The sequence below is a fragment of the Flavobacterium sp. UBA7680 genome (genome assembly GCF_002482975.1).
Classification (GTDB): domain Bacteria; phylum Bacteroidota; class Bacteroidia; order Flavobacteriales; family Flavobacteriaceae; genus Flavobacterium.
Genome location: NZ_DLHA01000036.1, coordinates 61,934 through 86,384 on the forward strand (window position 1 = coordinate 61,934; position 24,451 = coordinate 86,384).

General features: G+C 31.8%; 20 protein-coding genes. 15 read left to right on the forward strand and 5 right to left on the reverse strand.

Features of this window, described 5'->3' with window-relative positions:
• Positions 1 to 232 precede the first annotated feature (232 nt).
• From B3C18_RS17115 to B3C18_RS17125, 3 genes are all read left to right on the forward strand, one after another.
• Positions 233 to 748 (forward strand): hypothetical protein, encoded by a 516-nt coding sequence (locus tag B3C18_RS17115; RefSeq protein ID WP_291149297.1) that lies wholly within the window; start codon positions 233 to 235, stop codon positions 746 to 748.
• Positions 749 to 872: 124 nt separating this feature from the next.
• The gene (locus tag B3C18_RS17120) at positions 873 to 1,229 is read left to right on the forward strand and encodes a hypothetical protein (RefSeq protein ID WP_291149298.1); all 357 of its coding nucleotides are present in this window, start codon (positions 873 to 875) and stop codon (positions 1,227 to 1,229) included.
• 16 nt (positions 1,230 to 1,245) lie between these two features.
• A complete protein-coding gene (locus B3C18_RS17125; protein WP_291149300.1) occupies positions 1,246 to 1,740 on the forward strand; it encodes an SRPBCC family protein in 495 nt (164 codons plus the stop codon).
• A 71-nt stretch (positions 1,741 to 1,811) separates the two neighbouring features.
• Here B3C18_RS17125 and B3C18_RS17130 read toward each other — a convergent pair whose 3' ends face one another.
• Entirely contained in the window at positions 1,812 to 2,813 is a 1,002-nt protein-coding gene (locus tag B3C18_RS17130) for a hypothetical protein (RefSeq protein WP_291149302.1), read from the reverse strand.
• A 213-nt stretch (positions 2,814 to 3,026) separates the two neighbouring features.
• On the opposite strand from B3C18_RS17130, the gene B3C18_RS17135 reads away from it, so the two are divergent.
• The 8 genes from B3C18_RS17135 to B3C18_RS17170 all read left to right on the forward strand — a co-directional run bounded on the left by B3C18_RS17135 (position 3,027) and on the right by B3C18_RS17170 (position 10,759).
• Positions 3,027 to 3,824 (forward strand): PhzF family phenazine biosynthesis protein, encoded by a 798-nt coding sequence (locus tag B3C18_RS17135; RefSeq protein ID WP_291149304.1) that lies wholly within the window; start codon positions 3,027 to 3,029, stop codon positions 3,822 to 3,824.
• A 15-nt stretch (positions 3,825 to 3,839) separates the two neighbouring features.
• Positions 3,840 to 4,268, forward strand: coding sequence for a copper resistance protein NlpE N-terminal domain-containing protein (locus tag B3C18_RS17140; RefSeq protein WP_291149307.1), 429 nt, complete (start codon positions 3,840 to 3,842; stop codon positions 4,266 to 4,268).
• A 3-nt stretch (positions 4,269 to 4,271) separates the two neighbouring features.
• Positions 4,272 to 4,730 carry a hypothetical protein gene (locus B3C18_RS17145; protein ID WP_291149309.1) on the forward strand — a complete coding sequence of 153 codons (459 nt, stop codon included), beginning with the start codon at positions 4,272 to 4,274 and terminating at the stop codon, positions 4,728 to 4,730.
• Between the two features lies 1 nt (position 4,731).
• On the forward strand, positions 4,732 to 5,241 hold the full coding sequence (locus B3C18_RS17150) for a hypothetical protein (RefSeq protein WP_291149312.1): 510 nt from the start codon (positions 4,732 to 4,734) through the stop codon (positions 5,239 to 5,241).
• A gap of 275 nt (positions 5,242 to 5,516) precedes the next feature.
• A complete protein-coding gene (locus B3C18_RS17155) occupies positions 5,517 to 6,965 on the forward strand; it encodes a hypothetical protein (protein WP_291149314.1) in 1,449 nt (482 codons plus the stop codon).
• A 258-nt stretch (positions 6,966 to 7,223) separates the two neighbouring features.
• Positions 7,224 to 9,527, forward strand: coding sequence for a type IA DNA topoisomerase (locus B3C18_RS17160; protein ID WP_291149315.1), 2,304 nt, complete (start codon positions 7,224 to 7,226; stop codon positions 9,525 to 9,527).
• 318 nt (positions 9,528 to 9,845) lie between these two features.
• Entirely contained in the window at positions 9,846 to 10,322 is a 477-nt protein-coding gene (locus tag B3C18_RS17165) for a DUF6265 family protein (protein WP_291149316.1), read from the forward strand.
• A 65-nt stretch (positions 10,323 to 10,387) separates the two neighbouring features.
• Positions 10,388 to 10,759: a DUF4844 domain-containing protein gene (locus B3C18_RS17170; RefSeq protein ID WP_291149319.1), complete on the forward strand. Its 372-nt coding sequence runs from the start codon at positions 10,388 to 10,390 to the stop codon at positions 10,757 to 10,759.
• 170 nt (positions 10,760 to 10,929) lie between these two features.
• On the opposite strand, the gene B3C18_RS17175 is transcribed toward B3C18_RS17170, so the two are convergent.
• Positions 10,930 to 12,090, reverse strand: a complete 1,161-nt coding sequence (locus B3C18_RS17175) for an MFS transporter (protein WP_073482855.1) — start codon at positions 12,088 to 12,090, stop codon at positions 10,930 to 10,932.
• 271 nt (positions 12,091 to 12,361) lie between these two features.
• Here B3C18_RS17175 and B3C18_RS17180 point away from each other — a divergent pair, with 271 nt between their 5' ends.
• Both B3C18_RS17180 and B3C18_RS17185 read left to right on the forward strand, forming a co-directional pair.
• On the forward strand, positions 12,362 to 14,791 hold the full coding sequence (locus tag B3C18_RS17180) for a TonB-dependent receptor (RefSeq protein ID WP_291149325.1): 2,430 nt from the start codon (positions 12,362 to 12,364) through the stop codon (positions 14,789 to 14,791).
• Positions 14,792 to 15,123: 332 nt separating this feature from the next.
• Positions 15,124 to 15,849: a DUF4198 domain-containing protein gene (locus B3C18_RS17185; protein ID WP_291149328.1), complete on the forward strand. Its 726-nt coding sequence runs from the start codon at positions 15,124 to 15,126 to the stop codon at positions 15,847 to 15,849.
• Positions 15,850 to 15,967: 118 nt separating this feature from the next.
• Here the strand turns inward: B3C18_RS17185 and B3C18_RS17190 are convergent, their stop codons facing one another.
• A complete protein-coding gene (locus B3C18_RS17190) occupies positions 15,968 to 16,921 on the reverse strand; it encodes a DUF6252 family protein (protein ID WP_291149331.1) in 954 nt (317 codons plus the stop codon).
• 326 nt (positions 16,922 to 17,247) lie between these two features.
• Between B3C18_RS17190 and B3C18_RS17195 the strand changes: the two genes are divergently transcribed.
• Together B3C18_RS17195 and B3C18_RS17200 are read left to right on the forward strand one after the other, a co-directional pair.
• The gene (locus B3C18_RS17195; RefSeq protein ID WP_291149333.1) at positions 17,248 to 19,542 is read left to right on the forward strand and encodes a TonB-dependent siderophore receptor; all 2,295 of its coding nucleotides are present in this window, start codon (positions 17,248 to 17,250) and stop codon (positions 19,540 to 19,542) included.
• Positions 19,543 to 19,719: 177 nt separating this feature from the next.
• A complete protein-coding gene (locus B3C18_RS17200) occupies positions 19,720 to 21,036 on the forward strand; it encodes an APC family permease (protein ID WP_291149336.1) in 1,317 nt (438 codons plus the stop codon).
• Positions 21,037 to 21,101: 65 nt separating this feature from the next.
• Here the strand turns inward: B3C18_RS17200 and B3C18_RS17205 are convergent, their stop codons facing one another.
• Positions 21,102 to 23,441, reverse strand: a complete 2,340-nt coding sequence (locus tag B3C18_RS17205) for a hypothetical protein (protein WP_291149338.1) — start codon at positions 23,439 to 23,441, stop codon at positions 21,102 to 21,104.
• Entirely contained in the window at positions 23,401 to 24,426 is a 1,026-nt protein-coding gene (locus B3C18_RS17210; protein WP_291149340.1) for a hypothetical protein, read from the reverse strand. Before B3C18_RS17210 ends, B3C18_RS17205 begins: the two co-directional genes overlap by 41 nt.
• Between the last annotated feature and the right edge of the window lie 25 nt (positions 24,427 to 24,451).

Consider the following 24,451-nt stretch of genomic DNA (forward strand, 5'->3'; position numbering starts at 1 on the left):
TCTTTTCTTACAAAAACAACTTTACGGTTTCTCCGTAATATAATCGATTTTAAAGCAGTTAATTTTGAGATAGAGGTTTATTATAAGTTTTAGATTGTTACTATATTATTTCAAAAAACCTATGAAATATATTTAACTATCAGATTCATCTTTTGATTGTTTAGCAGCTAAATTTTATAATAAATGCTTCAAAAAATTTCCTAAACAAATTAATTTGAAAATTATGAAAAAAATGAAAAACCAATTATTTGGTAAATCGATGCTGTTTGCTTTTGCAATTTCAGCCCTGTTTTTATTTCAAAATTGTTCTGAAGAAAACCCAGATTCAAACAGTATTGAAAACGGAGTAAAAAAAGAAGCGTTATCAAAAGACAGTAAAACATCAAAAACCACAACTGCTACCGTGGTGACATCGCTAGTAACTGCTACAGGACCAGATTATCTTCAATCTGGAACAAATTTATTTACATGGACTTACACTGGCAGTATCCCAAATCCTGATTTAGACAGCATTATTTGGTGGTATTCAAAAGTAAACAATAACGGCGAAGCTCCTTATGCTATTGGCTGGGGTGCAACTGGTTATTTTATGTCTGTTCCAGACACTTACTATTCTGACACTGGAAACCAAACTTCTAATTTTAAAATATATCTTACCATACGAGATACTAGTGGAAACCTTTATCAAAGTTATAATGTTTATAGTATCATGAAAAAAGGTAAATATAAATTAGAAAATTCGCTATAATAATATAAAGCGCAAATGTCTCTGACTTTGCGCTTTTTTATTTCTTCCTCTTGATTACCTTATAAATAGAATATAAGAACTTACAAGAAATATCTTATATTTGTTGTAATTAAATCTATCTACAATGAATAAGCTGATCTACCTAAGTTTTATTGGAGCGATTTTATTTCTTAGTTCCTGTTCTTCTTCAATGTCTCCAATCCAAGTGAATAATACACTTCCCACTTTCACAAAATCAAAGTACATTTCCCAATCAGAAATAGAAACAAGCAATTGTAAATACCTAACTAAAAATAGAAGTTATACTGCTCCAATTGGATTGTTTGCAAAAGATGATTTAAGAAATGGAGCAAGAGGAATAGATGAATGGGTAACTTTAGATGGAGGAAATGCTTATATCTTAAGAAATTATAGATGGGTTAATGTTGGTGATGAAGCAACACAGCTTCATTTAGAATTTGATACTCTGTTGTGTGAATAAAATAAAAAACCAAACCATGGAAAACTTCGACTGGACATCCTTCACAAAAAAAATAGCAATTAAGGCTAAACTCAGCGACATTTATAATGCATGGACAATTGCGGATGAATTAGAAAAATGGTTTCTCGAAAAAGTTTCTTTTTTTGATAAAAATCAAGAACCAATTAGCAAAGATAAAAATGCTGCAGAAGGCACAACTTATGATTGGCTTTGGTATTTGTATAAAGATTCCATGAAAGGGAAATTTATTTCTGCCAATGGAAAAGACGAATTGCAATTTACTTTTGAAGGAAATTGTCTGGTAGATATAAAACTAACCGAAACAGATGGTTATACGGTAGTTGAACTTCGTCAGCACAATATCGCTGCAGATGATTATTCTAAACAATATATCAGGCTTGGCTGTTCAAACGGCTGGGGTTTTTACTTGGTTAATCTTAAATCAGTCTATGAAGGCGGTTTAGATTTACGCAACAAAGATGAGAATTTGAATCCTATGATTAATAATTAGGAATAACGATTCTATAACAAATCGTTATTCTTAATTTCTATTTCATTTTCATCCTTTTATAAAACACCTTTTTACTTTGGTGCATAACGATTGTGATCATACGATTTCCTCTCTGAGATATATTGTATAATAAGATTCTTTTTTTGATCGTCGGTCAAATTCTGAGTATAATTTTTGGCCACAACAATCTCAAGTCTGTTTAATTCATCCGTTGATAAATTATCAAAATAAGAAAGTACTTGTTCCTTATTTTCGAGTTCGTTAATATCAACATAAGAAACTACTTCCGGTCCCGTAACAATTGCCTCTTTTTTCTTGGAAACATTTATTTTTTCTACTTTTTCATATTCCTTCTGAGATGAAACTTTAGCTTTAGTAAGGTTCACATTTTCATTTATTTCAACTTTTAACGTCGAAGATAATTCAGCATAGTTCATTTGATAAGTCTCCTTCAAAATATAGCCTAAAACGGCAGCCACAATTGCTTTTGGTAAAAATATAATGATATCGCTGTCAATGACAGAAACTGCCTGCAACGCAGAACCAACTCCAAGTATTATAAGCGAAAAACCTAAAATCATGAAAAGATCTTTCAGAATAACATCAATTTTTCTGATACGGTTTCCTAATAAAATAGTAACCACTATCATTACAATATTAGAGAGAATCAGCAATATTGCACTCGAAATAGAGGTCGAAGCAAAAGAAGCTAATGAATTAAAACCTTGTTCTTCTTGTGCGAAATATATTGGTATTGAACTGAATAAAACTGAACCTAAAGAATAAATTGGTATTGCCAGGAAAACTAAAGATATAATTATTAATGAATCGGCCTTGCCATACTTAAGCACTCTATTTAAAAAAAGTTTAAAAACCAGTAGTATTCCAAACCAAACCGCAGCACTAAAAACTGCAAAACCATTTGCTAAAAAACCATGAAACCAGGTTTTGTCTACATAAAAAAATTGTTTGTAAATGGCAAAGACAATAATTAAGGCAGCGTAGATGTAGGCAATTAATGCGGTAGTATTATAAATTTTTGGTAAACTGGTTTCTTGGGTAGAGTTACTCATAAAGCTGGCAGGTTTCTGAAGTGGTTATTTGGGAGTTAAATTTTATTTTGATCAAAAATATATAAATTTAATTAGAAATCATTAGAAGATTTTTTTCGGCTCAAACAAGCATCAAATTCGTAAATATAATCTGAATCTATTTTAGAGGAATATGATTTTTAATCGTATTTTCGTTTAACTAAAATATAGCATTTAATGTACTCCCAAATAAAAATGAAAACTTATTTTGTTGACTCATTCACCAATGAAAAATTTAAAGGAAACCCTGCTGCGGTTTGCCTTCCCGATACAGAATTAGATACAGAAAGTATGCAAAATATTGCCACCGAAATTGGTTTTTCGGAGACTGCCTTTATAAAACAAATAAAAGACAATACATATAGCATTAGATTTTTTAGTCCGAAAACAGAAATTCCGTTATGCGGACATGCAACATTGGCTTCTTCTAAAATTCTTTTCAGCACCACTGCATTAAACAGCATAAAATTTATCAACTGCGATAATGTTGAATTGAATATTGAAAAAGAAGCGAATAAAATCAAAATGCAATTTCCTGTTTATGATACCGAAGAAACAGAACTTCCTCAAAAACTGCTAGATGCTCTTGGAATTTCTGAAACTGTAGAAAAAAGGTACAGTCCAAACAACAAAATAATTTTAGTAGAAATTGAAAGTGCTCAGGAACTGGCAAATTTAAAACCAGATTTTACAGCTTTGATAAATTCACATACCGAAATTAACGGCGTTCTCGTAACTGCTGTTTCAGACAACGAAAATTTTGATTTTCATTACCGATATTTCTGGCCTTGGGCAGGAACAAATGAAGATCCTGTAACGGGCGGAATTCAAACCTTTTTGACAAAATATTGGGCCATAAAACTCAATAAAACAAAATTGAACGCTTACCAATCTTCTTTAAGAACCGGAACTATGAGTACAGAACTTTCAAAAGATAAAGTTTATATTCTTGGAGAAGCGGTGATTGTTTTAGAAGGTGAATTTATTTTATAAATCTTGAAAAAATCTATGAAAGCATTAATTACTACTTTATTTCTAATTTGCAGTATTACTTTATCTGCTCAATCAAATCAATTTGCGGGCGATTATTCCCGTTCACTTGGCGAAGAAGGAAAACATATAATTGAGTACAAATTGACCTTAAATCAAGATGGAACATTTGTATTTCATTCGTATTCTAAAATTCAAGGCGGAACTCCGCCAGAAGCAAATAAATATGGAAAAGGAAAATGGAGCGCAAAAGACAATCTTATTACTTTTTCAACAAACAAAAAAGAAGATTTTGACGAAAAAAACACTTTAGATTTTAATAATTCTATAGCCAGATTTATAACTAAAAATCCGAGAGATAAAAGTGATAAAGTAGTGAAGACTAAACTTCAATTTTTAGAATCAGAAATTTTCTGGATGCAAAGAATTGATGTTTTTAGAATATAAACGATGAAAAAAGGCTTCAAATTTGGAATTATAATATTATTAATAGGTTTTATAACCAGCTGCAAGAAAGAAAATCCAGACTTCAAATTTTATTCTTGTGAATTTGATCAATCTCAATATAACGATCCAATGTATTACAGCAAATGGATTGATAATAAAGAAGATGCTCTTAAAACGAAACTCACTTTTGTAGATTCAAATCTAAACGAAAGAAACTTAGATAGTCTATATAAAGAAATTGCAGAACATTTATTTATAATTGGAGGTGGTGGCATGTACGTTCCCGTAGAAAATTGTTCAGCAGAAATTAAAAACGATACCATTCAAATAAATTTTAAAGGAAATTATATGCATGAACCTGTTGGTGAAGCTGCTTCGTCTTTTGTTTGCTTAGAAATCAACAGAAAAAAATATCCTAATTATAAAAATATGAAAGTAATTTATATAGATACCAATTTGTAAAATGAAAATTATATTAGAAAGAAATTTAGATTTCAGACAATTTCAAAATCTGATTATCCTGACGTTTATAACTGGAATGATATTTCTTGGAATGATTAATTCCGTAAGTTTCAAATCTTATTATATTATTGAAACTATTTTGTTTCTATTATGTCTTATATTCATTTTAATTTTATGCACTAAAAAAGGGTTTTCAGTAGAAAACCAAAGACTATATAAAGTTATTTTTTTATTTGGATTAACATTAAGAAAAAACTTTATCGAAACATCAAATTTTCAACAGTTTTTCATAATAAAAGGTAAACTTTCTACTAATTATTCCTATTCAAACGACATTAAAGAATTACATAAATGGGAACCTGATTTAAATTATTCTGAGAATTGTTTTACTATATTCATTACTGATGAAAGTAATGCTAATAAAAAAAGGATTTTGATCTTAACTAAGCCAGAAAAACTAAAATTAACCATTGATTTTATCGTTAAAAATACACATATTACTTTGTACTAAAAGAAAACATCATGAAAACGATTATAATAATTTAGCAGTAGACTAAATGAGATTACTTCATTCCAATGACAAAACTTTGTGCTTCGCGAGAACCAACGCACCAAAACAAAAAACTTAGGATCTTAGTATCTTAAAAACCTTAGTAACTCTTTTTGTTGGTTTTATACCTAAATATGACGGACTTACGACATTTTTTTTGTAGTTACTTTCTTAATTATCTACTTTCAGGTATTCAAAAAGAAATAATTACCAAAAATTAACTAAAGCTCCATATTATGAAAACTACAAAAATGGTATTACTTTTTATCATAATAATCTCATTTGGTGCCTGTAAAAAGGACTCAAAGGGAGAAAAAGATAATTATACAACTGTAAAAGAAAGTGCTGCAGCTTCTGAGTGTTTAGCTCCTGCTAATTGGTTTACGATCGTAAACAACACTCGCCAAACACCTCCACCAAATGAAGGACCAACAAGCGTATTTGCTAACAATGCAACAGTAACAAACTGCGACTTTCATCAATGGTCATGGCAAAAATTTCTTTGGCTGACTAATGAGGTCAACGGACAACCTTTCTTTATGACTAACCTGATTCAGGTGAATGCCGCTGGTCAGAGATTAAACCCAAGCAGCGGGATTGTTTTAACAGATACTGCTCAGGCAAGTGGTAGTACTGATATTTTAAAAACGCCAAATTATCCATCGGGTGTTCCTAAATCGACTACGGTCTATTATTCTATATTTATGGATAAACTTATGTATGGAACTATGCTAAAATATGGTCCAATAGCAAAAAATGACCCTACTAAATTAAAAGATATAGCTTTTCCTGTAGGTTCATTAGAACTTAAAACTTCCTGGATTGATGCAAGCGTTCTTAAAGATCCTTCTTCTTATTTTGTTACTCAAGGAGTAATAAATGGAGTAAAAACAAAAGTAGCACTTTTGGGGATGCACGTAGTGGGAATTGTAGAAAATCATCCTGAATTTGTGTGGGCTACTTTTGAACATGAAAATCTTGCACCTGCTTACGATTGGTCAAAAGCTACACCAACAACAGATGCGCCGGTGACCAGTACAGTTGATTATCCATTTTTTAATAAAGCTAGTACTGCAACGGTTACCAATATAACCTCAGGAAACGGAATTTATACCGATGTTTTTTCTGTTTACAAATATGGTGTTCCAGTTGAAAAAGCAATGAAAGGCACTCATAATGTTCAGCTTTTTATGCAAACCAGCCAAAATGGTTCACAAAACTTAAATAATATTCGTACTATTAATCAAAGCGTTAAAACACAGCTAAAAGGTATTTGGAACAATTATTTTTATAATGGTTCATTATGGATAAATACCGCAGGATACAATAGTACTCCGGCACAAGCGGCTTTATTAGATTCTTTGAGTTATGATCTTTCAAATTCTGCTCCTGGAAAATTAACCAGAGGTTCGGTTTCAGCCTATAATATTACTATGGAAACTTATGTTCAGGTAGGTTTTAGCCCTACATCAATACACGGAAATTCGGTATCTAATCTTGTTAATTGTTTCTCTTGTCACAATACATATTATAAGTCAAATGTTTCTCCTCTTTTTATAAGTCATGTATTTACAGGATATGTAGGAGATCTACAAGGTTTAAACAGAAAACAAATCAAAGACGAACATGTTAAAGACATTGTTAAACAATTCAATCTGCGTCTAAAATTAAGAACCAAAAAATAAGCTGATTTACTTTTAAATCTAATCAATATAAAAACCACAAGCTTCTGTTTGTGGTTTTTATGCTTTATTGATGAATCATAAGATTAAAAATTCTATTCGATTTTTTAAATTATAGTGTGCAGATTTTGCTCAAATCTCTTTTAAATCTGCTTGAAACAAAAAAACCTTTGCGGCTTTGCAACTTTGTAACTTTGCCTCTTTAAATTTCAATACCACTTTTTAAATTCCTAATTTCGCTTTCGAATAAGAAAGAGAGAAATGAAGGTATGTATTGCTGAGAAACCAAGTGTAGCACGTGAAATTGCATCCGTTTTGGGCGCCAATACCAAACATGACGGGTATTACGAAGGCAACGGTTATGCCGTAACCTACACTTTTGGGCATTTATGTACTTTAAAAGAACCTAACGATTACAAACCTCACTGGAAAAGCTGGGATTTAAATAACTTACCAATGCTTCCCGAAAAATTTGAAACCAAAGTTGTTCAGAATTCGGGAATTCAAAAGCAGTTTAAAATCATCAAAAGTCTTTTCGACAAAGCCGAATTAGTCATAAACTGCGGGGATGCCGGACAGGAAGGAGAATTAATCCAGCGCTGGGTTATGAACGAAGCGCATTACAAAGGCGAAATAAAACGCTTGTGGATTTCATCCTTAACAACCGAAGCCATAAAAGAAGGTTTTGACAACTTAAAACCATCTGAAAACTACGATAATTTATTCTACGCCGGATTTTCAAGAGCGATTGGCGACTGGCTTCTGGGAATGAATGCTACACGTTTGTATACCGTAAAACATGGCGGTTACAAACAAGTTTTGTCTATTGGACGTGTGCAAACGCCAACTTTGGCAATGGTTGTAGACCGATTTAAAGAAATCGAAAACTTTAAACCTCAGCCGTATTGGGAATTGCAGACTTTATACAGAGAAACTCTTTTTAGTTATGAAGAAGGACGTTTTCTGAAAAAAGAAGATGGAGAAATTCTGGCTGAAAAAGTTAAAGAAAGTGATTTCGAAATTGTTTCTGTTGACAAAAAAAACGGAAATGAATATGCCCCTAAACTGTTTGACTTAACAGGTTTACAGGTATATTGCAATCAAAAATTTGGATTTTCGGCAGAAGAAACACTTAAAATTGCACAGACTTTATACGAGCAAAAAGCCATTACATATCCCAGAGTTGATACAACTTTCTTACCAGGAGATATTTATCCAAAAGTGCCGGGAATTCTACAAAAACTGACGCATTATGCGCATTTAACAGAGCCGCTTTTAGGCAAGAAAATAAAAAAATCACCAAAGGTTTTCAATGATAAAAAAGTAACCGATCACCATGCGATTATTCCAACAGGAATTGAGATTAATCTGCCGTACAATCAGCAGCAGGTTTATGATATTATTGTAAAACGTTTTATTGCCGTTTTTTATGATGATTGTCTCGTTGCAAATACAACAGTTATTGGAAAAGCGGCCGATGTAACTTTTAAAGCGACAGGAAAAGAAATTCTAAAAAAAGGTTTCCGTGTTGTTTTTGAAGATCCAAATGCAAAAGAAAAAGAACCCGATTTACTGCCGAGTTTTGTTGTGGGCGAAAAAGGTCCGCATGAACCTTCTTTCCTTCAAAAAGAAACCAAACCGCCCAATCATTTTACCGAAGCAACTTTACTGCGCGCCATGGAAACCGCAGGAAAACAAGTTGACGACGAAGATTTACGCGAACTGATGAAAGAAAACGGAATTGGGCGTCCGTCAACTCGTGCGAATATTATTGAAACGCTTTTTAAACGTCAGTATATTGTTCGAAATAAAAAACAGGTTTTGCCAACAACAACCGGAATTCAATTGATTGATACGATTCAAAATGAATTGATAAAATCGGCTGAACTTACAGGTTCTTGGGAAAAACAGTTAAAAGATATTGAAAAAGGAACTTTTACCGCTGCTGCTTTTATTAGAAATATGAAACGCATGGTTGAAGCTTTGGTTACAGAAGTTCGAAGCGAAACGAGACACGCTAATATTTCGCATGCTGCAACGATTCAAAAACCCACTGTAAAACCAGAGAAAAAGAAAGCTGACGGAATTTCGGCAGAAACTTGTCCGAAATGCCAGAAAGGGAATCTTATAAAAGGGAAATCGGCTTTTGGATGCAGTGAATATAAATCGGGTTGTGATTTTGTACTTCCTTATGTTTTTTTAGATAAAAAAATTACAGAAAGTCAGTATTTGCGATTGGTTCAAAAAGGTTCAACCGTAAACATAAAAGGTTTCAAAACCGAGTCAGGTACTGTTGAAGGTTTAATTCGTTTTGAAGAAAATTACAAACTTAAATTAGAACCGAAGAAAACCGAAGAAAAAAAGGCAAAGCAAGAAACATCCGATTCTTTAATGTGTCCGAAATGCAAAAAAGGAACCATCTTAAAAGGAAAAACGGCTTACGGCTGTGCTGAATATAAATCAGGCTGTGATTTTAAAGTCACTTTTGATGAAGTTCGCGCTAAACTAAAAGATCAAAAACCAACGAAAGAATTGGTGTATTCGATTTTAGAGGAAAGCGTTTAGTTTTTTTAGCCACAGATTAAAAGGATTAAAATGATTTTTTTTCTTTTTCGCCACGAATTACACGAATTTTCACGAATTTATTTTCACGCAGATTTGAAAAGATTTAAGCTGATACTCGCAGATTTATATAATTCTGAATCAAAATTAAATCTGCCTAAATCTGCAGAATCTGCGTGAGACAAAATCATTTTAATCCTTTAAATCTGTGGCAAAACATTTCCAGTTTTTCAAAAATAAATTCGTGAAAATTCGTGTAATTTGTGGCAACAATTTTTTTCATACTTTAGTGCTTCCATTTAAGATCAAAAACTCATAAATATGTTTCAGAAAATTACTCTTTTAGCGCTTGTATTAGCTGTTATTTCTTGCCAGAAAAAGGAATCTGTTGAAAAAGATAAAATCAAAATCGCGGACTGGCTTATTGGAAACTGGGAAAATACTTCACCAGACGGTGTTTTAACTGAAAACTGGGAAAAACTAAACGACAGTACTTTCAATGCTTATTCTTATTATATAAAAGGAAAAGATACTTTGCATTTTGAAACTATTGTTTTGGCTCAAAAAGGCGAAACCCTAACCTATTTCGCAACCGTAAAAGGACAAAACGAAGATAAAGCCGTAGCTTTTCCATCAACTGCAGAATCAGACAAACAATTGGTTTTTGAAAACACAAAACACGATTATCCTCAAAAAATAACGTATACAAAAGGTGCAAATAATACTTTAACTGCTGAGATTTCCGGGAAATTAAATGGGAAAGTCAGTTCAGAGAAGTTTGTTATGACGAAGAAATAATAATGAAATTAAGGTTACTTTTAATAAGCGTAATACTTTCATTTTTATCTTGTGGACAAACTAAAATGAAAACATCAACTGATGCTATGCCTAAATTTGAAAATTTCAAAAACAAAGAAAAATTTCTACCAGACAATACCATTTTTTATCCAGGAATTGGTGATGAAAAATTAAAACCAATTTTGACAGAAAAAATTAATTCAGCGGCAGATGATTTCAAAAAGGTTGCAGAATCAAACAATCCTACAGATGAAGATTATCAAAATGCAATAAAAACTGGACTTAATCGATTTTCAGAAATTTATCTCAAATTGGATACTGAAAATCGTGAAAGGATTTGTACTTATTTTGAAGAATTAATGGATATTGTAGGTCTGGAAAGTTCAGATGGACAATTGAATGATTTTATGTATGATTTTGATCCAAATCAAAACTAAGAATAATCTTTAAGGTTTAATTTTTCTACTTCAATTCCAAAGGAATTGAAATCCCTTGCTGCAATATAATTCATTCCTCCTAAATTTTCACAATATCAAAAGAACCGGAGGTTCGATAAATTTTGTAGAGCTGGACTTCAGTCCAGTTTACAAATCAACCAGCAAAAAAACTACTCATTTTCCCCTATCTTATTCACCATAAAAATCATCAGAATACCTAAAAGCGCCATTATTAAAAACGCCCATTTCATACTTAGATATTCAGAGATAAAACCAACCATTGGCGGAACTAATAAAAACCCAAGATAACCAATAGTAGATATAGAAGTTAAGGCAGAACCGCTGCTGAGTTTCGAAGATCTTCCGGCAATGCTAAACACTAACGGAACCACACAGGACACCCCAAACCCTATTAAAACATAACCAAAAATAGTTGGATAAGCATACGGCAAAATAAAACAAAGAGCAAAACCCACAGTGATTAAAATACCGCTGTAAAGCAGAATTTTTTTAGTTCCAAATTTCATTACACCATAATCGCCAAATATACGTCCTAAAGTTACCGCTGTAGCAAAAAATACAAACGCTGCGCTGGTTAATTTTGGTGAAGCTTTTAGTATATTTTCGAAATAAATTCCGCTCCAGTCATACATCGTATTTTCGCAAGCCATCGAAACAAAACAAATCAGGGCAAACTTGACAAGATTTTTTTCCGGCATCGAAAAGAACTTCTTTTTAACCGGTACAGGTTCGTTATGAATACTCAACGGATAAAAACAAGCCGTAAGCGCCAGCATAAAAACACTTACTCCTAATAAATGATGTGATGGTGCAATATGCTGCGTAACCATCACATAACCCAAACCAGCCCCTGAAAAAACAGCAATACTCCAAACCGCATGAAAACGGGTTATAATCGATTTTGGATATAATTTCTGCACTTCAAGAGATTGCGCATTAATCGATAAATTGAAAATATTACGCGAAGCACCAAAAATTAAAAGTATAATTACCAGCTGCCATACAAAAGCAGCTAAACCCGGTAAAGACAGCACAATATTGAACATAATCGCTCCTAAAAGCATAATATAACGGCTGCTGTATTTATTTAATAACTTCCCTGTAAACGGCATTGTAAGCATTAATCCAATTGGAAATGCAAATAAAACAGCTCCAAACTCAGCTTCGCTTAAATGCAATTGCGCCTGTATATGCGGAATCCTCGATACCCAGGAAGAATAGCCAAATCCGGAAAGGAAAAAAAACACAGTATTTGCTATACGAAATCCTCGAGGTGTATTTTGTATTTTTTTGAAGAAAGGTAAAATCATGAAGTCTGTTTTTCAGATTGCAAAAATAAAGCTTTTAAAGGGAATTACTGTCCTTTTTACATTTAATAAAAACCTGTAAATTTCACTTTTATTCCCTCCAATTACTCTTATTCCATGCTCCTATATTTTTCTAAAAATAGATTTCTATCATTAAATTTTAAAAATATTTTCTTTAAAAGTCCCGTATTTGTTGGTAAAGAGATTAAAATTTTTAAATTTGTATTGTTTTTATTTATTCTAAATAACAAACGTATCCAAAAAAAGAAATCCCATGAATTATTCAAATTTCAGCTTTAAACAGATCCTTACCAAAATCTGTTTGCTGCTATTCTTCAGCTGTAATGTATTTGCACAGCAAAACTTAGGTAAAATTAAAGGAGTAATTACTACATCTGACGGAGAACTTGCCGTTGGGGTTAATATCATCCTTAAAAATTCAAAATACGGCACAATTACTAATGAAGATGGTGCTTTTGAATTTAACCGCGTAAAACCTAATACTTACACGCTGCAAGTTTCATTAACTGGATATGAAACATTAGAAAAACAAATAAATGTAACTGCAAATGAAACAACTTCTCTTAATTTAAAATTGACCGTTTCTAACAAACAATTAAAGGAAGTTATCATTACCACTAACAGAGGAAAAGCATTTCCTAAGCAAAGTACATACGTTTCGAAGCTTCCACTTAAAAACATTGAAAATCCACAGGTTTACAACATAGTTTCATCTGAATTGATGAAAGAACAAGCGATTACGAATTATGAAGACGCCTTGAAAAATGTTCCCGGAATTCAGAAATTATGGGAATCTACAGGACGCGGCGGCGATGGAGGTTCTTATTATTCGCTTCGCGGTTTTGAAGTTCAGGCGAATATCGTAAACGGACTGCCGGGTTTAACTAGCGGAACATTAGATCCTGCCAATATCGAACGTATTGAAGTTATTAAAGGGCCATCTGGAACTTTATTTGGCAGCAGTTTGGTTAGTTACGGCGGACTGATTAATACGGTTACCAAAAAACCTTACGAAGGTTTTGGAGGTGAAGTTTCTTATCTTGTTGGAAGCTTTGGTTTAAACAGAGCTACAGCAGATATCAATACACCGCTGGATGATAATAAAAACATTTTATTTAGAGTTAATTCTTCTTTTCAAACAGAAAACAGTTTTCAGGATGCCGGTTTTCGAACTTCTTATTTTATAGCTCCAACTTTGTCTTATAAAGTAAATGAAAGACTCTCTTTTTTACTGAATACAGAATTTATGCAGGAAGAAAAAACAACGCCGTCAATGTTGTTTTTAGGAAGAGATGCACCTTTGCAATATGCTAATTTGGCGGAGTTAAATTACAATACCAATTTGTCATTTTACAATGATGATTTATCGATAAAAAATCCTCGATTCAATTTGCAGGCGCATATGAATTATAAGATTTCATCTAAATGGAGTTCACAAACTGTATTTTCAAGAGGAACTTCTAAATCAAACGGCTATTACTCTTATATCTATGATAATGAAGACGGTAACAAAGATTTTGGATTTTGGATTACCAAAGAAAAATCGCAGACTGCAACGACAGATATTCAGCAGAATTTTACAGGCGATTTTAAAATTGGCCCTATGAGAAACCGTATTGTTATTGGTTTTGATTACTTTAAAAGAGACGTAACTTTTGGAGGTACGGGTTATGCAAAACTTTATAATCTTACGGCACAAGGAGAAGTGAGACAATTTGATGATCTTAATCCAAATTATCTAACTGTAGAATCTGTAGATAAAGCTCTTGCTGCAGAAGCAGGACCGGATTATCATTCTAAAGATGCAACTTACAGCGCTTACGTATCAGATGTATTAAACATCACTCCTACTTTATTAGCAATGGCAAGTTTAAGAGTTGATTATTTTGATACTGAAGGAGAGGTAAAAACAAACGATGACAATTATAACCAAACGGCTTTGTCACCAAAATTTGGACTTGTTTATCAGCCTATTAAAGACCATCTATCTGTATTTGCCAATTACATGAACGGATTTAGAAATATAGCTCCGTCGGCGATATATGATAATGATGGAAATTTTATCAGATCTCAAACTTTTGAACCTGAACATGCTAATCAGTTAGAAACCGGAATAAAAACTGATTTATTTTCAGATAAATTAACGGCAACTGCAAGTTTTTATATTATTAACGTTGCTAATTTAGTGACAAGCAACCCAATGTACAGCGCACAAGGCGGTGAAGCAAGAAGCAAAGGTTTTGAATTTGATTTGAATGCTGCCCCTGTAAAAGGTTTAAGTATTATTGCCGGATATAGTTACAATGATAGTAAAATTACAAAAGGAGATCAAGGAAATGTTTGGTTGGATCAAGGGCAAAGACCTTTTTGGGCAGGACCAAAAAACTTAGTAAATCTTTGGGCAACTTATAAATTTGACGAAGGTTTATTAGAAAATTTCGGTATTGGTTTTGGAGGAAATTATGCTAGCGATAATGCTATTTTAGATAGTTCTGTAACTGGAAAATTCATTTTACCAGCATATACGATTATAAACGGATCTGTTTTTTACAATTCAAATAAATTCCGCATAAGCTTCAATGTAAATAATATTGCAAACAAAGATTACTTCAATGGAGGCTGGTCGACAGTAAATCCTCAAAAACCTAGAAATGTTGTAGCGAGTTTTGCTTATAAATTCTAAAAAATTGACAGATTGAGCTAAATCGAATGCATTGTCAGGCTGAGCGAAGTCGAAGCCCTCCGCACAGTAAAGCCCTTCGACTTCGCTCAGGGTGACAGCTCAATTTCATTCTAATTAAATATCAAAAAAGGGATTAATTTTTATTAGTCCCTTTTTCATTACTCTAAAAACTTTGTAACATTATTTTAAAAATATTATTAATAATTGATCTAAATAAACATTGTGCAACGAATATTAAACAGTACATTTGTTACACAAAATAATAACCTATAAATCAAAAATTCTGAGTGTTTATCAGGATTTTTTCAATATTAATTTTAAATCTTATTATCATGAAATCAAAAACTTTTAAATTAATAACATTTGCATTTTTAATGCTTTTTGCAGCACCTCAACTTTTTGCTCACGCACTTTGGATCGAAACAAAAGCAACCGGAACAAAAGGAAAAGCACAGGAAATTTCAATTTATTTTGGAGAATTTTCAGAAAATGATATTACAAAAGCAGACAAATGGTTCTCTGATTTAAAAGATTTTACTTTAGTATTGGTTTCTCCATCAAAAAAAGAAACAAAACTTACTTCAAAAGCCTTAGATAATAAATATCAGGCATTTTTTACTCCAGATGAAGACGGAGTTTATACCATCGTAATGCAGCATACAGTAAAAGATGTTTACGGTACAATGAAACTAGATTATAACTCAAGCGCAACTGTTGTAGTTGGAAATAAAAATGCAGGAAACAGTATTGCATCTAACACGAATAAAATTGCTGTTTTCTCAGAAAATGCAGATGCTGCCAAAAAAGATTCTAAGATTACAGGAGTTGCATCTTACGACGGAGCTATAGCTAAAGAAACTAAAATTAAAGTAATTGCTCCAAACGGATGGGAAAAAGAATTATGGACAAATGAAAAAGGTGAATTTTCTTTTACACCAATCTGGTCAGGAAATTACATGGTAGAATATGCTCATACTGATAAATCTTCTGGAGACCATAACGGCAAAAAATACGATGAAATCTGGAAAATGGCTACCTATTTAATTGCCGTTAAATAATTTTCAAACCTTTTTTAGATTTTAATTTTCGATTAAACCTTGCTCTTTTTGGGCAAGGTTTTTTTATAAAAAAATCCGCATAATAGCGGATTTTGATTCATTTTCAGAAGTTTTATATTTAATAAGAAATATTAAAAACTCCATCAGTAATTTCATGTTTCTTATCTGGCTGAGTGGGTTTAAAAGATGCTGTAAATGTTCCTATGATTGTTTTTCTGGCAGTATCATGACTTAAAATATCAATCGTTCCTTTTTCTAAAATAAACATATTCTTTTTCACTTTTTCATCATTATACTCTATCAAAATATCGTCTTCATTAGATACTGTACTATAATTATAATTACCTCCTCCTTTTATTGTTGACGGCATCTTTATTTTAATGTTTATAAAATCGCTGCTTTTAGCAACTACAGTAATATATCCAGAAATCAAACTTCCACTTATATTGGTAGGATTAAAATTAACTCCGTCTAATTTTGCTGCAAAACTGTTATTGCCTAAAACAGATGTATCATCTTTAAAAGTAATTTCATTAAAAGAACCGTTAGTAATTTTTTTAGTTCTTAATAATGCGTCCAAATCAAATCTTACTCCCGTGAACTGAAATGTACCTGATATTTTTTTTGATTTTGCATCAATAGCAGTTATCGTTACACTTGCTGTATCCTCGTAATCTGAAACTCCAAAATCATGATCGATAGTTTCTTTTGAACCGCTAATAAAAGAACTATACTCTGTAGAAATAGGACTGTACGTTATTGCAAAACCACCTTTTTCTCCACTTTTCCATGTATATGTTCCTAGTTTATTTGACGGCAAAATAATTTGAATACGATCTCCTTTTGTTGAACGCAATGCTGTAATTGAAACATAGTTATCTCCAACAAATGCTTGTACAGATGTAGAAACAAAAGTTTTATTATCAAAATCACACTGCAATGTTCCAGGTGCTGCAACATCTAGAATTTCATTCTGTTTTTCATTTTCAACAAATTCGTCACTATTACAGGAACTAAAAATAGATCCAACAGTTAGGATCGAAATAAATAAAACACAAATTTTTTTCATCATTATTTTTAAAATTAGCTCGCAATTTAAATCCAGAAGTAAACAAAAAATTGATCGTAAACGTCTAAATAACATCAGAATAAGACATATTAAACTGCACTAAAAATATTAGGAAAGAAATTCTAAATCAACTAAATAAATTATTTAAAGGTTTATTTAATTCTAAGGATTTATATAGCTATTAAAATTCAAACAAAACAAGTCTTAAGCCAATCTTAAGATAAAACTAACACAACTTTAAGCAAGATAATCACCTCATAATTTTTTGTTAAGGTATTTGAGGTTCTATATTTGCATTCGATAATTTTTATTGAATCTAAATAAATACCATGAAACATAATTTAATTACATTCTTAGCCTTACTATGCTTTGCTTCTTCTTATAGCCAAAACTATACAAGTACAGAAAACAGTACAGCAGCCGATACCGTAAAAAACAAAAAAGGAGAAATTCTTAATGAAGTATTAATTACGGCAAATAAACCTAAAAAACCAGTTGAAGCAGCACGTTCAGGTATTAAAGTAATGGACTTGCCACAAAGCGTTCAGGTTATTGGCAGCGAAGTAATCGAACAGCAACAGGCAATTAGATTAAGTGAAGTAGTAAAAAACCTTAATGGTGTTTATGTAGGATCTGCTCGTGGTGGTGCGCAGGAATCATTCTTTTCAAGAGGATATGATATGAGTGCTAACAATATGTTTAAAAATGGCTTTAGATATAATGCCGGTTCTATACCTGAAGTTTCTTCTTTAGAAAAAGTTGAATTTTTAAAAGGAGGTTCAGCTTTATTGTATGGAAATGTTGCTCCTGGCGGAATCATGAATTTAGTTACCAAAACGCCAAAATTTACAAACGGTGGAGAGGTTTCTATGCAAATCGGAAGTTACTCTTATTATAAACCATCTGTTGACTTTTACGGACCTTTAAATAAATCTATTGCTTACAGATTTACAGGATCTTATGAAAATTCAGAAAGCTTTAGGGATTTTGTAAAGAACGAACGTATTTATATCAACCCTTCTTTTCTATTTCATCTTTCAGATAAAACCCAAATTACATTACAAGGAGATTATCTAAGTGCTGACTGGACTCCGGATTTTGGAACCGGAATTTACGGAAAAACAATTTTAGACTTACCTCGTAACGAATTCTTCGGAGCACTTTGGTCTACTGCAAACACTAAATCTTCCAGCGCTTCTTTATTATTTAATCATGATTTTAATAAAAATTGGAAATTAAATTTTAATTCTTCTTACCAATCTTATAGAAGAACACAAACTTCTACAGCTCAATTAAGTACAATTGATGTAAATGGAAACTGGAAACGTGGTTTAACAAAAGCGGATGCTGCCGAACAAATATTTGGAGACCAATTAAGTCTACAGGGAAATTTTAATACCGGAAGCATTAAACATCAAATATTTACAGGAGTGGATTATGAAAATTCTCTTGCACCTAGTTATACTTTTGGATTTTATGCTCCTGGAAAACCTGCAGACCTTTTAACAACAGAAGCTACGGCTATAAATTTATATACTTACGATTATAGCACACAAAGTACTGTTATTCCTTATCCAACAAGAACTACGCAATTAGCCAGTACAGAAACACAACGTTTTGGAGCTTATTTTCAAGATTTAGTTTCGATTAATCAATACATTAAAGTTCTGGCAGGATTACGTTGGTCATGGCAGCAAAGTGAAGTTACCACTACAAAAGAAGTGATTGAGAAAAAGAATAATGTAAATGTCATTACAACTGCTTACGAAGATGCAATACCTGTAACTGGTGCAAAAACTATAAACAAAGCTTTTTCGCCTAAAGCAGGATTGGTCGTACAGCCAACTAAAGATTTATCGTTGTTTGCGAGTTACTCAAACTCTTTTACTCCAAATACAGGAACTACAGTAGATGCAAAACCATTAGATCCATCTATTATAGATCAATATGAAGTTGGTGTGAAAAAAGATTTTTTTAGAGGTCTTTTGACTACTAACGTAACACTATATCAAATTAGCAATAATAATTTAGCACAAACAGCTCAATATTTATCAGACGGTGTTACACAAAACGTTAATACTAATCTAAAAGAATTAGTTGGAGCTACAAAAGGAAAAGGAGTCGAAATAGATATTACGGCGACCCCCGTAGAAGGTTTGAACATTATGGCTGGTTACAGCTTTAATGAAACCAAAGTATCTAAATCATCTGGTACAAGCGGAAGCCTTGTTGTTGGAGATGTTTTAGCAAGAACTCCAAAAAACACTGCTAATTTGAGTTTTTTCTACAAATTGCCTAGCGGTTTATTAAAAGGAGTAACTTTTGGAGCGATTGGAAATTATGTTGGAGATCGTACAGGAGGTTGGAATGATGATTATTTATGGACAGAAAACACACCTTCAACCAATCCAAAAACATATACGGTAACAATTAGAGATCGTGATATTCCTTTGGAAGGTTATGTTACTGTAGATGCTTCTCTTGGGTATGAATGGAAAAAATTCTCCATCTTATGCCGATTATCAAATATAACAAACGAATTGAATTATACCGTTCACGAAAATTACAGTGTAAACCCAATTGCACCAAGACAGGTAATGACAAGTTTACGTTATAAATTCTAAAATTTTGAATTAGATTTTTTCCATTCAGCATTTTTCTGATTATTATAAATTAGAATGTTTTTGGAAACTTTAAACCTCATCTTGCAAAAGGTGAGGTTTTTTGTTTTGTTAAAAAATGTGTCTCATTTTATAAGTACTTTTGCTCGTATAAACCATTCTAAATCGCAAAACCCAAATATGTCTGATTCTACAAAAAACCAATTAAAGAAAAGTTTAGGCTTAAGTTTTAATATTGCCGTATTAATTGGAGGAACAATTGGTGTTGGAATCCTACGCACGCCAGGCTCGATTGCAGATTTATTAAATAATTACTGGCTTATTCTTGCATCCTGGCTTTTTGGCGGTTTGTATGTTTTATTTGGCGCTAATTCGTATGCCGAACTTGCAACGATGTTACCAAAAGCAGGAGGATCTTATAATTATATCAAAAGAGCTTTTGGCGAATATGCAGGATTTTTATCCGGTTGGTTTGATTATATTACAAATGCCATTCCGCCGGCATTTTACTGTATTGTAATCAGTGAATATATGGTCATTTTGTTTCCCGCTCTTGCTAATTATTCAACTGTAATGGCAATTTCTTTATTGGCGGCTTTTGTATTGATTCATTTAAGCGGTGTAAAAAACGGAAGCGTAATTCAGCAGATTACAAGTTTTTTGAAAGTGATTTGTTTTGTCGCTTTGGTTGTAGCTTGCTTTATGTATTCAGGCGTTGAAATTCCGCCTATAAAAACGGATAATTCATTCTTTCAAATTGGTTTAGTATTTGGATTTTTCAAATCATTGCAATTAATAATTGGAACCTATAATGGCTGGAATGCCGTTTGCTTTTTTGCAGAAGAAAATGACGATCCTGGTAAAAATATTCCGAAATCATTATACAGCGGTGTTTTGCTTGTTGTTGCGATTTATGTTTTGGTAAATGCGGCCTTTTTTCATGTTTTACCAATTGAAACTTTAGCCAAATCCAATCTGGCTGCCGCCGATGTTGCTAAAATTCTTTTTGGAGAAAACGGCGCTATTATTGTTACGGTAATTTCAATATTCTCTTTAATCAGTATTTTGAATGCTTTTATGATGATTCCGCCAAGAATTCTTTACGGATTAAGCCGCGATGGTTTTTTTATCGAAAAGGGAACTACTGTAAATAAAGGCGGAACTCCAATTGTGGCGCTTTTGGTTTCGTCTTTTTTCAGTTTATTGTTAATTATTTTTGTAGGTTCTTTTGAGGTTTTGTTTGGATTCGCCGCTTTTATCTCCATTATTGTTTGGGGATTGGCTTATTTTTCACTTTTAAAACTAAGAACTTCTGAACCAGATTTACCAAGACCTTATCGTTCATTTTGGTATCCATGGACAACCATAATTGCAATTATCGCATCAATCGCCTTACTGGCTGGTTTTATTTACAGCGATCCTAAAAGCTTTATTGTTATCGTTGGAATTACTATAGTTTCTTATCCTTTGTTTTTGGTTTTGAAGAAGAAAAAGTAAATATTGCGCATAAAAAAACCTAACAGGTTTTATCCCGAGTCTTCGGGACTGTTAGGTTTAATCATTTATCTTCTTGCCTTAAAATAGTCTTCAAAGGCATTACAACCAAAAGCTAACCTTTCATAATCATATTCATAATTTAATTCCAAATCCTTATAGTATCTATTTTTATTCCAAAGAAAAGTTTCATAATTTTTCTTTGGATTATTATAATCATCTGGATATTTATGAGCTAATTTATTTGCCTCGCACCTGGCCATCATACTTAGACACAAAGCTTTAAACTTAGCTGTTTTAGCATTTTTATACGCCTGTGTATAATATTTTTTTGCCAGATTACATTCATAATATTCATTGTTATCTTCAATAGGAAAATCTCTAATATCAGTTGTTTCTCCTTGTCCGTAACGTCTCATTTGCCAAAGGCTTCCATAAATACTCATGTTATAGTAGCAGTTGGCAACCAAAAAATTATAATAATCTTTATTTTTCTCTACAGGATTTGAAGCTTGTTTTAAATACAAAATTAATTTTTGAGTTATTGCATATTTATCAAACCTAAATATTTTTTTTTGCACAACAAATTCTGGCGTGTATTTTAAAACAAGAAAAGGGTCTTTTAATCTATAGTCACAATTTTCTTTTTCCCACAAACAATCAGAATAATTAATTTCTCTATATGATTTGTTATCATTTTTTTCAAAATAAAACAAAGCCTGTTCTAATTTATTCTGACGAATGTATTTTGTGCCTATTAAATCGTAAAGTCTTGGAATTTCTTTTTTAATAAAACTATGTTTCCAAGCAGAAAATTTATCTGAATCTTTTTCACTTTTTAGAGTTTCATCAATTATGGTTTGAACTTGTTCCGGAGAATAAAAAACATTGATATAAGTAAAATAGTCCGAATAATAATCTGTGTAGTAACCAACTTTCGCCTTTGAGCTTTTCCAATAAGCGAAATTATAATAATTATAATTATCTGGATTTTCCTCTAATTTCGAATATAGAAATGAAGCATCAATTCGATTTCCTTTAAATTCTAATTCTCTTCCAATAGCAAATAAAAATTTCTTGTGATTTTTATTTTTTAGCAAAATAGGTTTAACATCATTCAGAATAACTGCTTTTTCGTTTTTTTGATTTGCTGTTAATGCCAAAGCTTTAATAATCTCAATCTGATTATAAAGTGAATCTTTTTTAGGTATGTTTTTCTCTAATTGTGAAATTTGATTTAAACAACCCTGATTATCCTTTGTTACAAATGACAAATAAGCTTTGCAAGTTTTCCAAAAAATAGGATTTTGTACTTTTTTTAAATTAAGGTTCTTGATAAAATCCAATACTTCACCAGCATAAATTCGGTCCCTTTCTACACGTTTCATAATTTCCTTGACCGAATTCTTTTCATTTTCATCATAAGATACTATCGATGGATTAAAAAGAGAATAATAAGGTGTAAAAACCCAGTCTTCAATTTTATTGACTTCTCTTAATAGCAAAAATGAAAGTCCATCCAATTCAGGATTGTATTTATAAACCTGTTTTAGATAATTAAGCGAACGGTCTGCTTTTTTTATTCCACCAAGTAAATAAACATTTGCTTTTTCCTTATTTGTTTTGGCGTATTTTAAAACTGCTTCAATCGGAATTTGTGAATTAAATGCAGATGAAACTACAAAACGCTTATCCGGTGCATTTGCAAAAACCTGCGAGGCATAAAAACTAGCAGCAGCTTTGTTTGGTTCTGCAAACGTCCTGAAATACAAACTCCAATATTTTAATATATTATCTTGTTTTTGAGTTTCGAAAACCTTAGTATATAAAGTTCTGATTTTTGGAAAATCTCCATTGTAATACGCTAATCGTATGGCTAAAAAAGTATATCGTTGTTTAAGGTTTTTGTTTTTAATTGAATTTGAAACCAAAATTGCCTCATCAATACATTTTGTTCTGTTTTCAACCTTTAATGATGCAGGATTATGCTCCCAAAGATTTTCATTAAAAATATTAAAAACTTCGCATTTTTTGGCAAACTTCAAATAATTGACAGCGTCAATATCTTTGATTTTATATAGATAACGAAGCATTTCATTTGTACTTTTATCTGCAATATCTTCTAAAGTAAAATCAAACAAAACCTCTTTTATCGATTCTAGAGAAACTTTGTTTCTGCAATATTGCATCCAAAGTTTTTCATTTGCATCCATTTTTATTATTCCATCTGCAAACTTTTGATTTGGACCAAAAGAGTCTGAAGAATAATCAAAACCAGAATACCAGTAATAGTTGAAGTTTTCCGGATTAAAAAACGAAAAACGAACATCTTCGCCATAAGGATAAAATCCGCAGGCAAAAATAGCATTACTTGCTAAAATTAGTATAAAAACCAGAAAGTGCTTCATCGTTGTATTTGCTTAATTGTTCTTCATCCAAATGAAATAATGTTACAGTTGTTTCAGGATCAAAAACAACATTTTTCTTGATAATTTCAATGGCTTGGTTTATTTGTTCGGGAGTCAATACTTCATATTTAATTTTATCCCCTATTCTCAAATAAAAATCGCCTGCAAGCTGGTCTTTTGTGACTTCATACCACAATGGTTTTATTTTTTTTAATGATTCTAAAATTTCCTTCTGATTGTCATAAATTACTTTTGAGAATTTATTATTCTGATACACCTGCATCCAGGAATAAGTGGGCAATGCAATATCGAGATGCAACGGATATTTTTTTTCTTTATTAAGATAAAGACCTAATTCCTTAAGGTCCAGAATAGAATTTTTAGAATGATTTTCCAGCGGGTTTACTAAGTTATAACACATCAAAGTTGCTTTGTCGACCGGCGGAATTCCCATTTTTTCAGGATATTTATAAGGATACAATCGTAATGTACAACTTATTTGCTTTTTAGAAATCGCTTTTAATTTCTTCAAAAAATAGAAGTAATTGTCTTTAGTTTTTAAAGTCCAGTCGCAATCCATTTGAAATTCAGTAACAGTATTAGCCTTCTCAAAATTCTCTTTCGTGTATTTATTTATAAGAAAGTTTACATTATCTGCCAAAGTATCTATTCTTTTTTCATTGGTGTTTTTAAAGACTTCGTTTTTTATATATACAGTAGGAACAATAGTTAGTATTTGTTCTCCATAATAACGCAAAGATGTTTTTGAAATAGGAAAATCTCCATAATTTTCATCATGATCTACTTCAAAAAATTTGACATATAGCTTGTTAACTTGTAAATCGTGCATTCTTGCCTTTTCATTGTCAGATAACTGCCAAGAATTACTTTTCCAGAAATAAAACGATTTTTCAACGTTTTCTACTTTATTAGAACAACCTAAAAAAAGACAAGAAATAAACACAAACAACACAATTTTTTTCATTCAGAAGAGAGATTTTATTTTAATA

Coding starts and splice junctions, on each gene's coding strand:
- B3C18_RS17115 (WP_291149297.1), top strand. CDS start 233: ATGAAAAACCAATTATTTGGTAAATCGATGCTGTTTGCTTTTGCAATT.
- B3C18_RS17120 (WP_291149298.1), top strand. CDS start 873: ATGAATAAGCTGATCTACCTAAGTTTTATTGGAGCGATTTTATTTCTT.
- B3C18_RS17125 (WP_291149300.1), top strand. CDS start 1,246: ATGGAAAACTTCGACTGGACATCCTTCACAAAAAAAATAGCAATTAAG.
- B3C18_RS17130 (WP_291149302.1), bottom strand. CDS start 2,813: ATGAGTAACTCTACCCAAGAAACCAGTTTACCAAAAATTTATAATACT.
- B3C18_RS17135 (WP_291149304.1), top strand. CDS start 3,027: ATGAAAACTTATTTTGTTGACTCATTCACCAATGAAAAATTTAAAGGA.
- B3C18_RS17140 (WP_291149307.1), top strand. CDS start 3,840: ATGAAAGCATTAATTACTACTTTATTTCTAATTTGCAGTATTACTTTA.
- B3C18_RS17145 (WP_291149309.1), top strand. CDS start 4,272: ATGAAAAAAGGCTTCAAATTTGGAATTATAATATTATTAATAGGTTTT.
- B3C18_RS17150 (WP_291149312.1), top strand. CDS start 4,732: ATGAAAATTATATTAGAAAGAAATTTAGATTTCAGACAATTTCAAAAT.
- B3C18_RS17155 (WP_291149314.1), top strand. CDS start 5,517: ATGAAAACTACAAAAATGGTATTACTTTTTATCATAATAATCTCATTT.
- B3C18_RS17160 (WP_291149315.1), top strand. CDS start 7,224: ATGAAGGTATGTATTGCTGAGAAACCAAGTGTAGCACGTGAAATTGCA.
- B3C18_RS17165 (WP_291149316.1), top strand. CDS start 9,846: ATGTTTCAGAAAATTACTCTTTTAGCGCTTGTATTAGCTGTTATTTCT.
- B3C18_RS17170 (WP_291149319.1), top strand. CDS start 10,388: ATGAAAACATCAACTGATGCTATGCCTAAATTTGAAAATTTCAAAAAC.
- B3C18_RS17175 (WP_073482855.1), bottom strand. CDS start 12,090: ATGATTTTACCTTTCTTCAAAAAAATACAAAATACACCTCGAGGATTT.
- B3C18_RS17180 (WP_291149325.1), top strand. CDS start 12,362: ATGAATTATTCAAATTTCAGCTTTAAACAGATCCTTACCAAAATCTGT.
- B3C18_RS17185 (WP_291149328.1), top strand. CDS start 15,124: ATGAAATCAAAAACTTTTAAATTAATAACATTTGCATTTTTAATGCTT.
- B3C18_RS17190 (WP_291149331.1), bottom strand. CDS start 16,921: ATGATGAAAAAAATTTGTGTTTTATTTATTTCGATCCTAACTGTTGGA.
- B3C18_RS17195 (WP_291149333.1), top strand. CDS start 17,248: ATGAAACATAATTTAATTACATTCTTAGCCTTACTATGCTTTGCTTCT.
- B3C18_RS17200 (WP_291149336.1), top strand. CDS start 19,720: ATGTCTGATTCTACAAAAAACCAATTAAAGAAAAGTTTAGGCTTAAGT.
- B3C18_RS17205 (WP_291149338.1), bottom strand. CDS start 23,441: ATGAAGCACTTTCTGGTTTTTATACTAATTTTAGCAAGTAATGCTATT.
- B3C18_RS17210 (WP_291149340.1), bottom strand. CDS start 24,426: ATGAAAAAAATTGTGTTGTTTGTGTTTATTTCTTGTCTTTTTTTAGGT.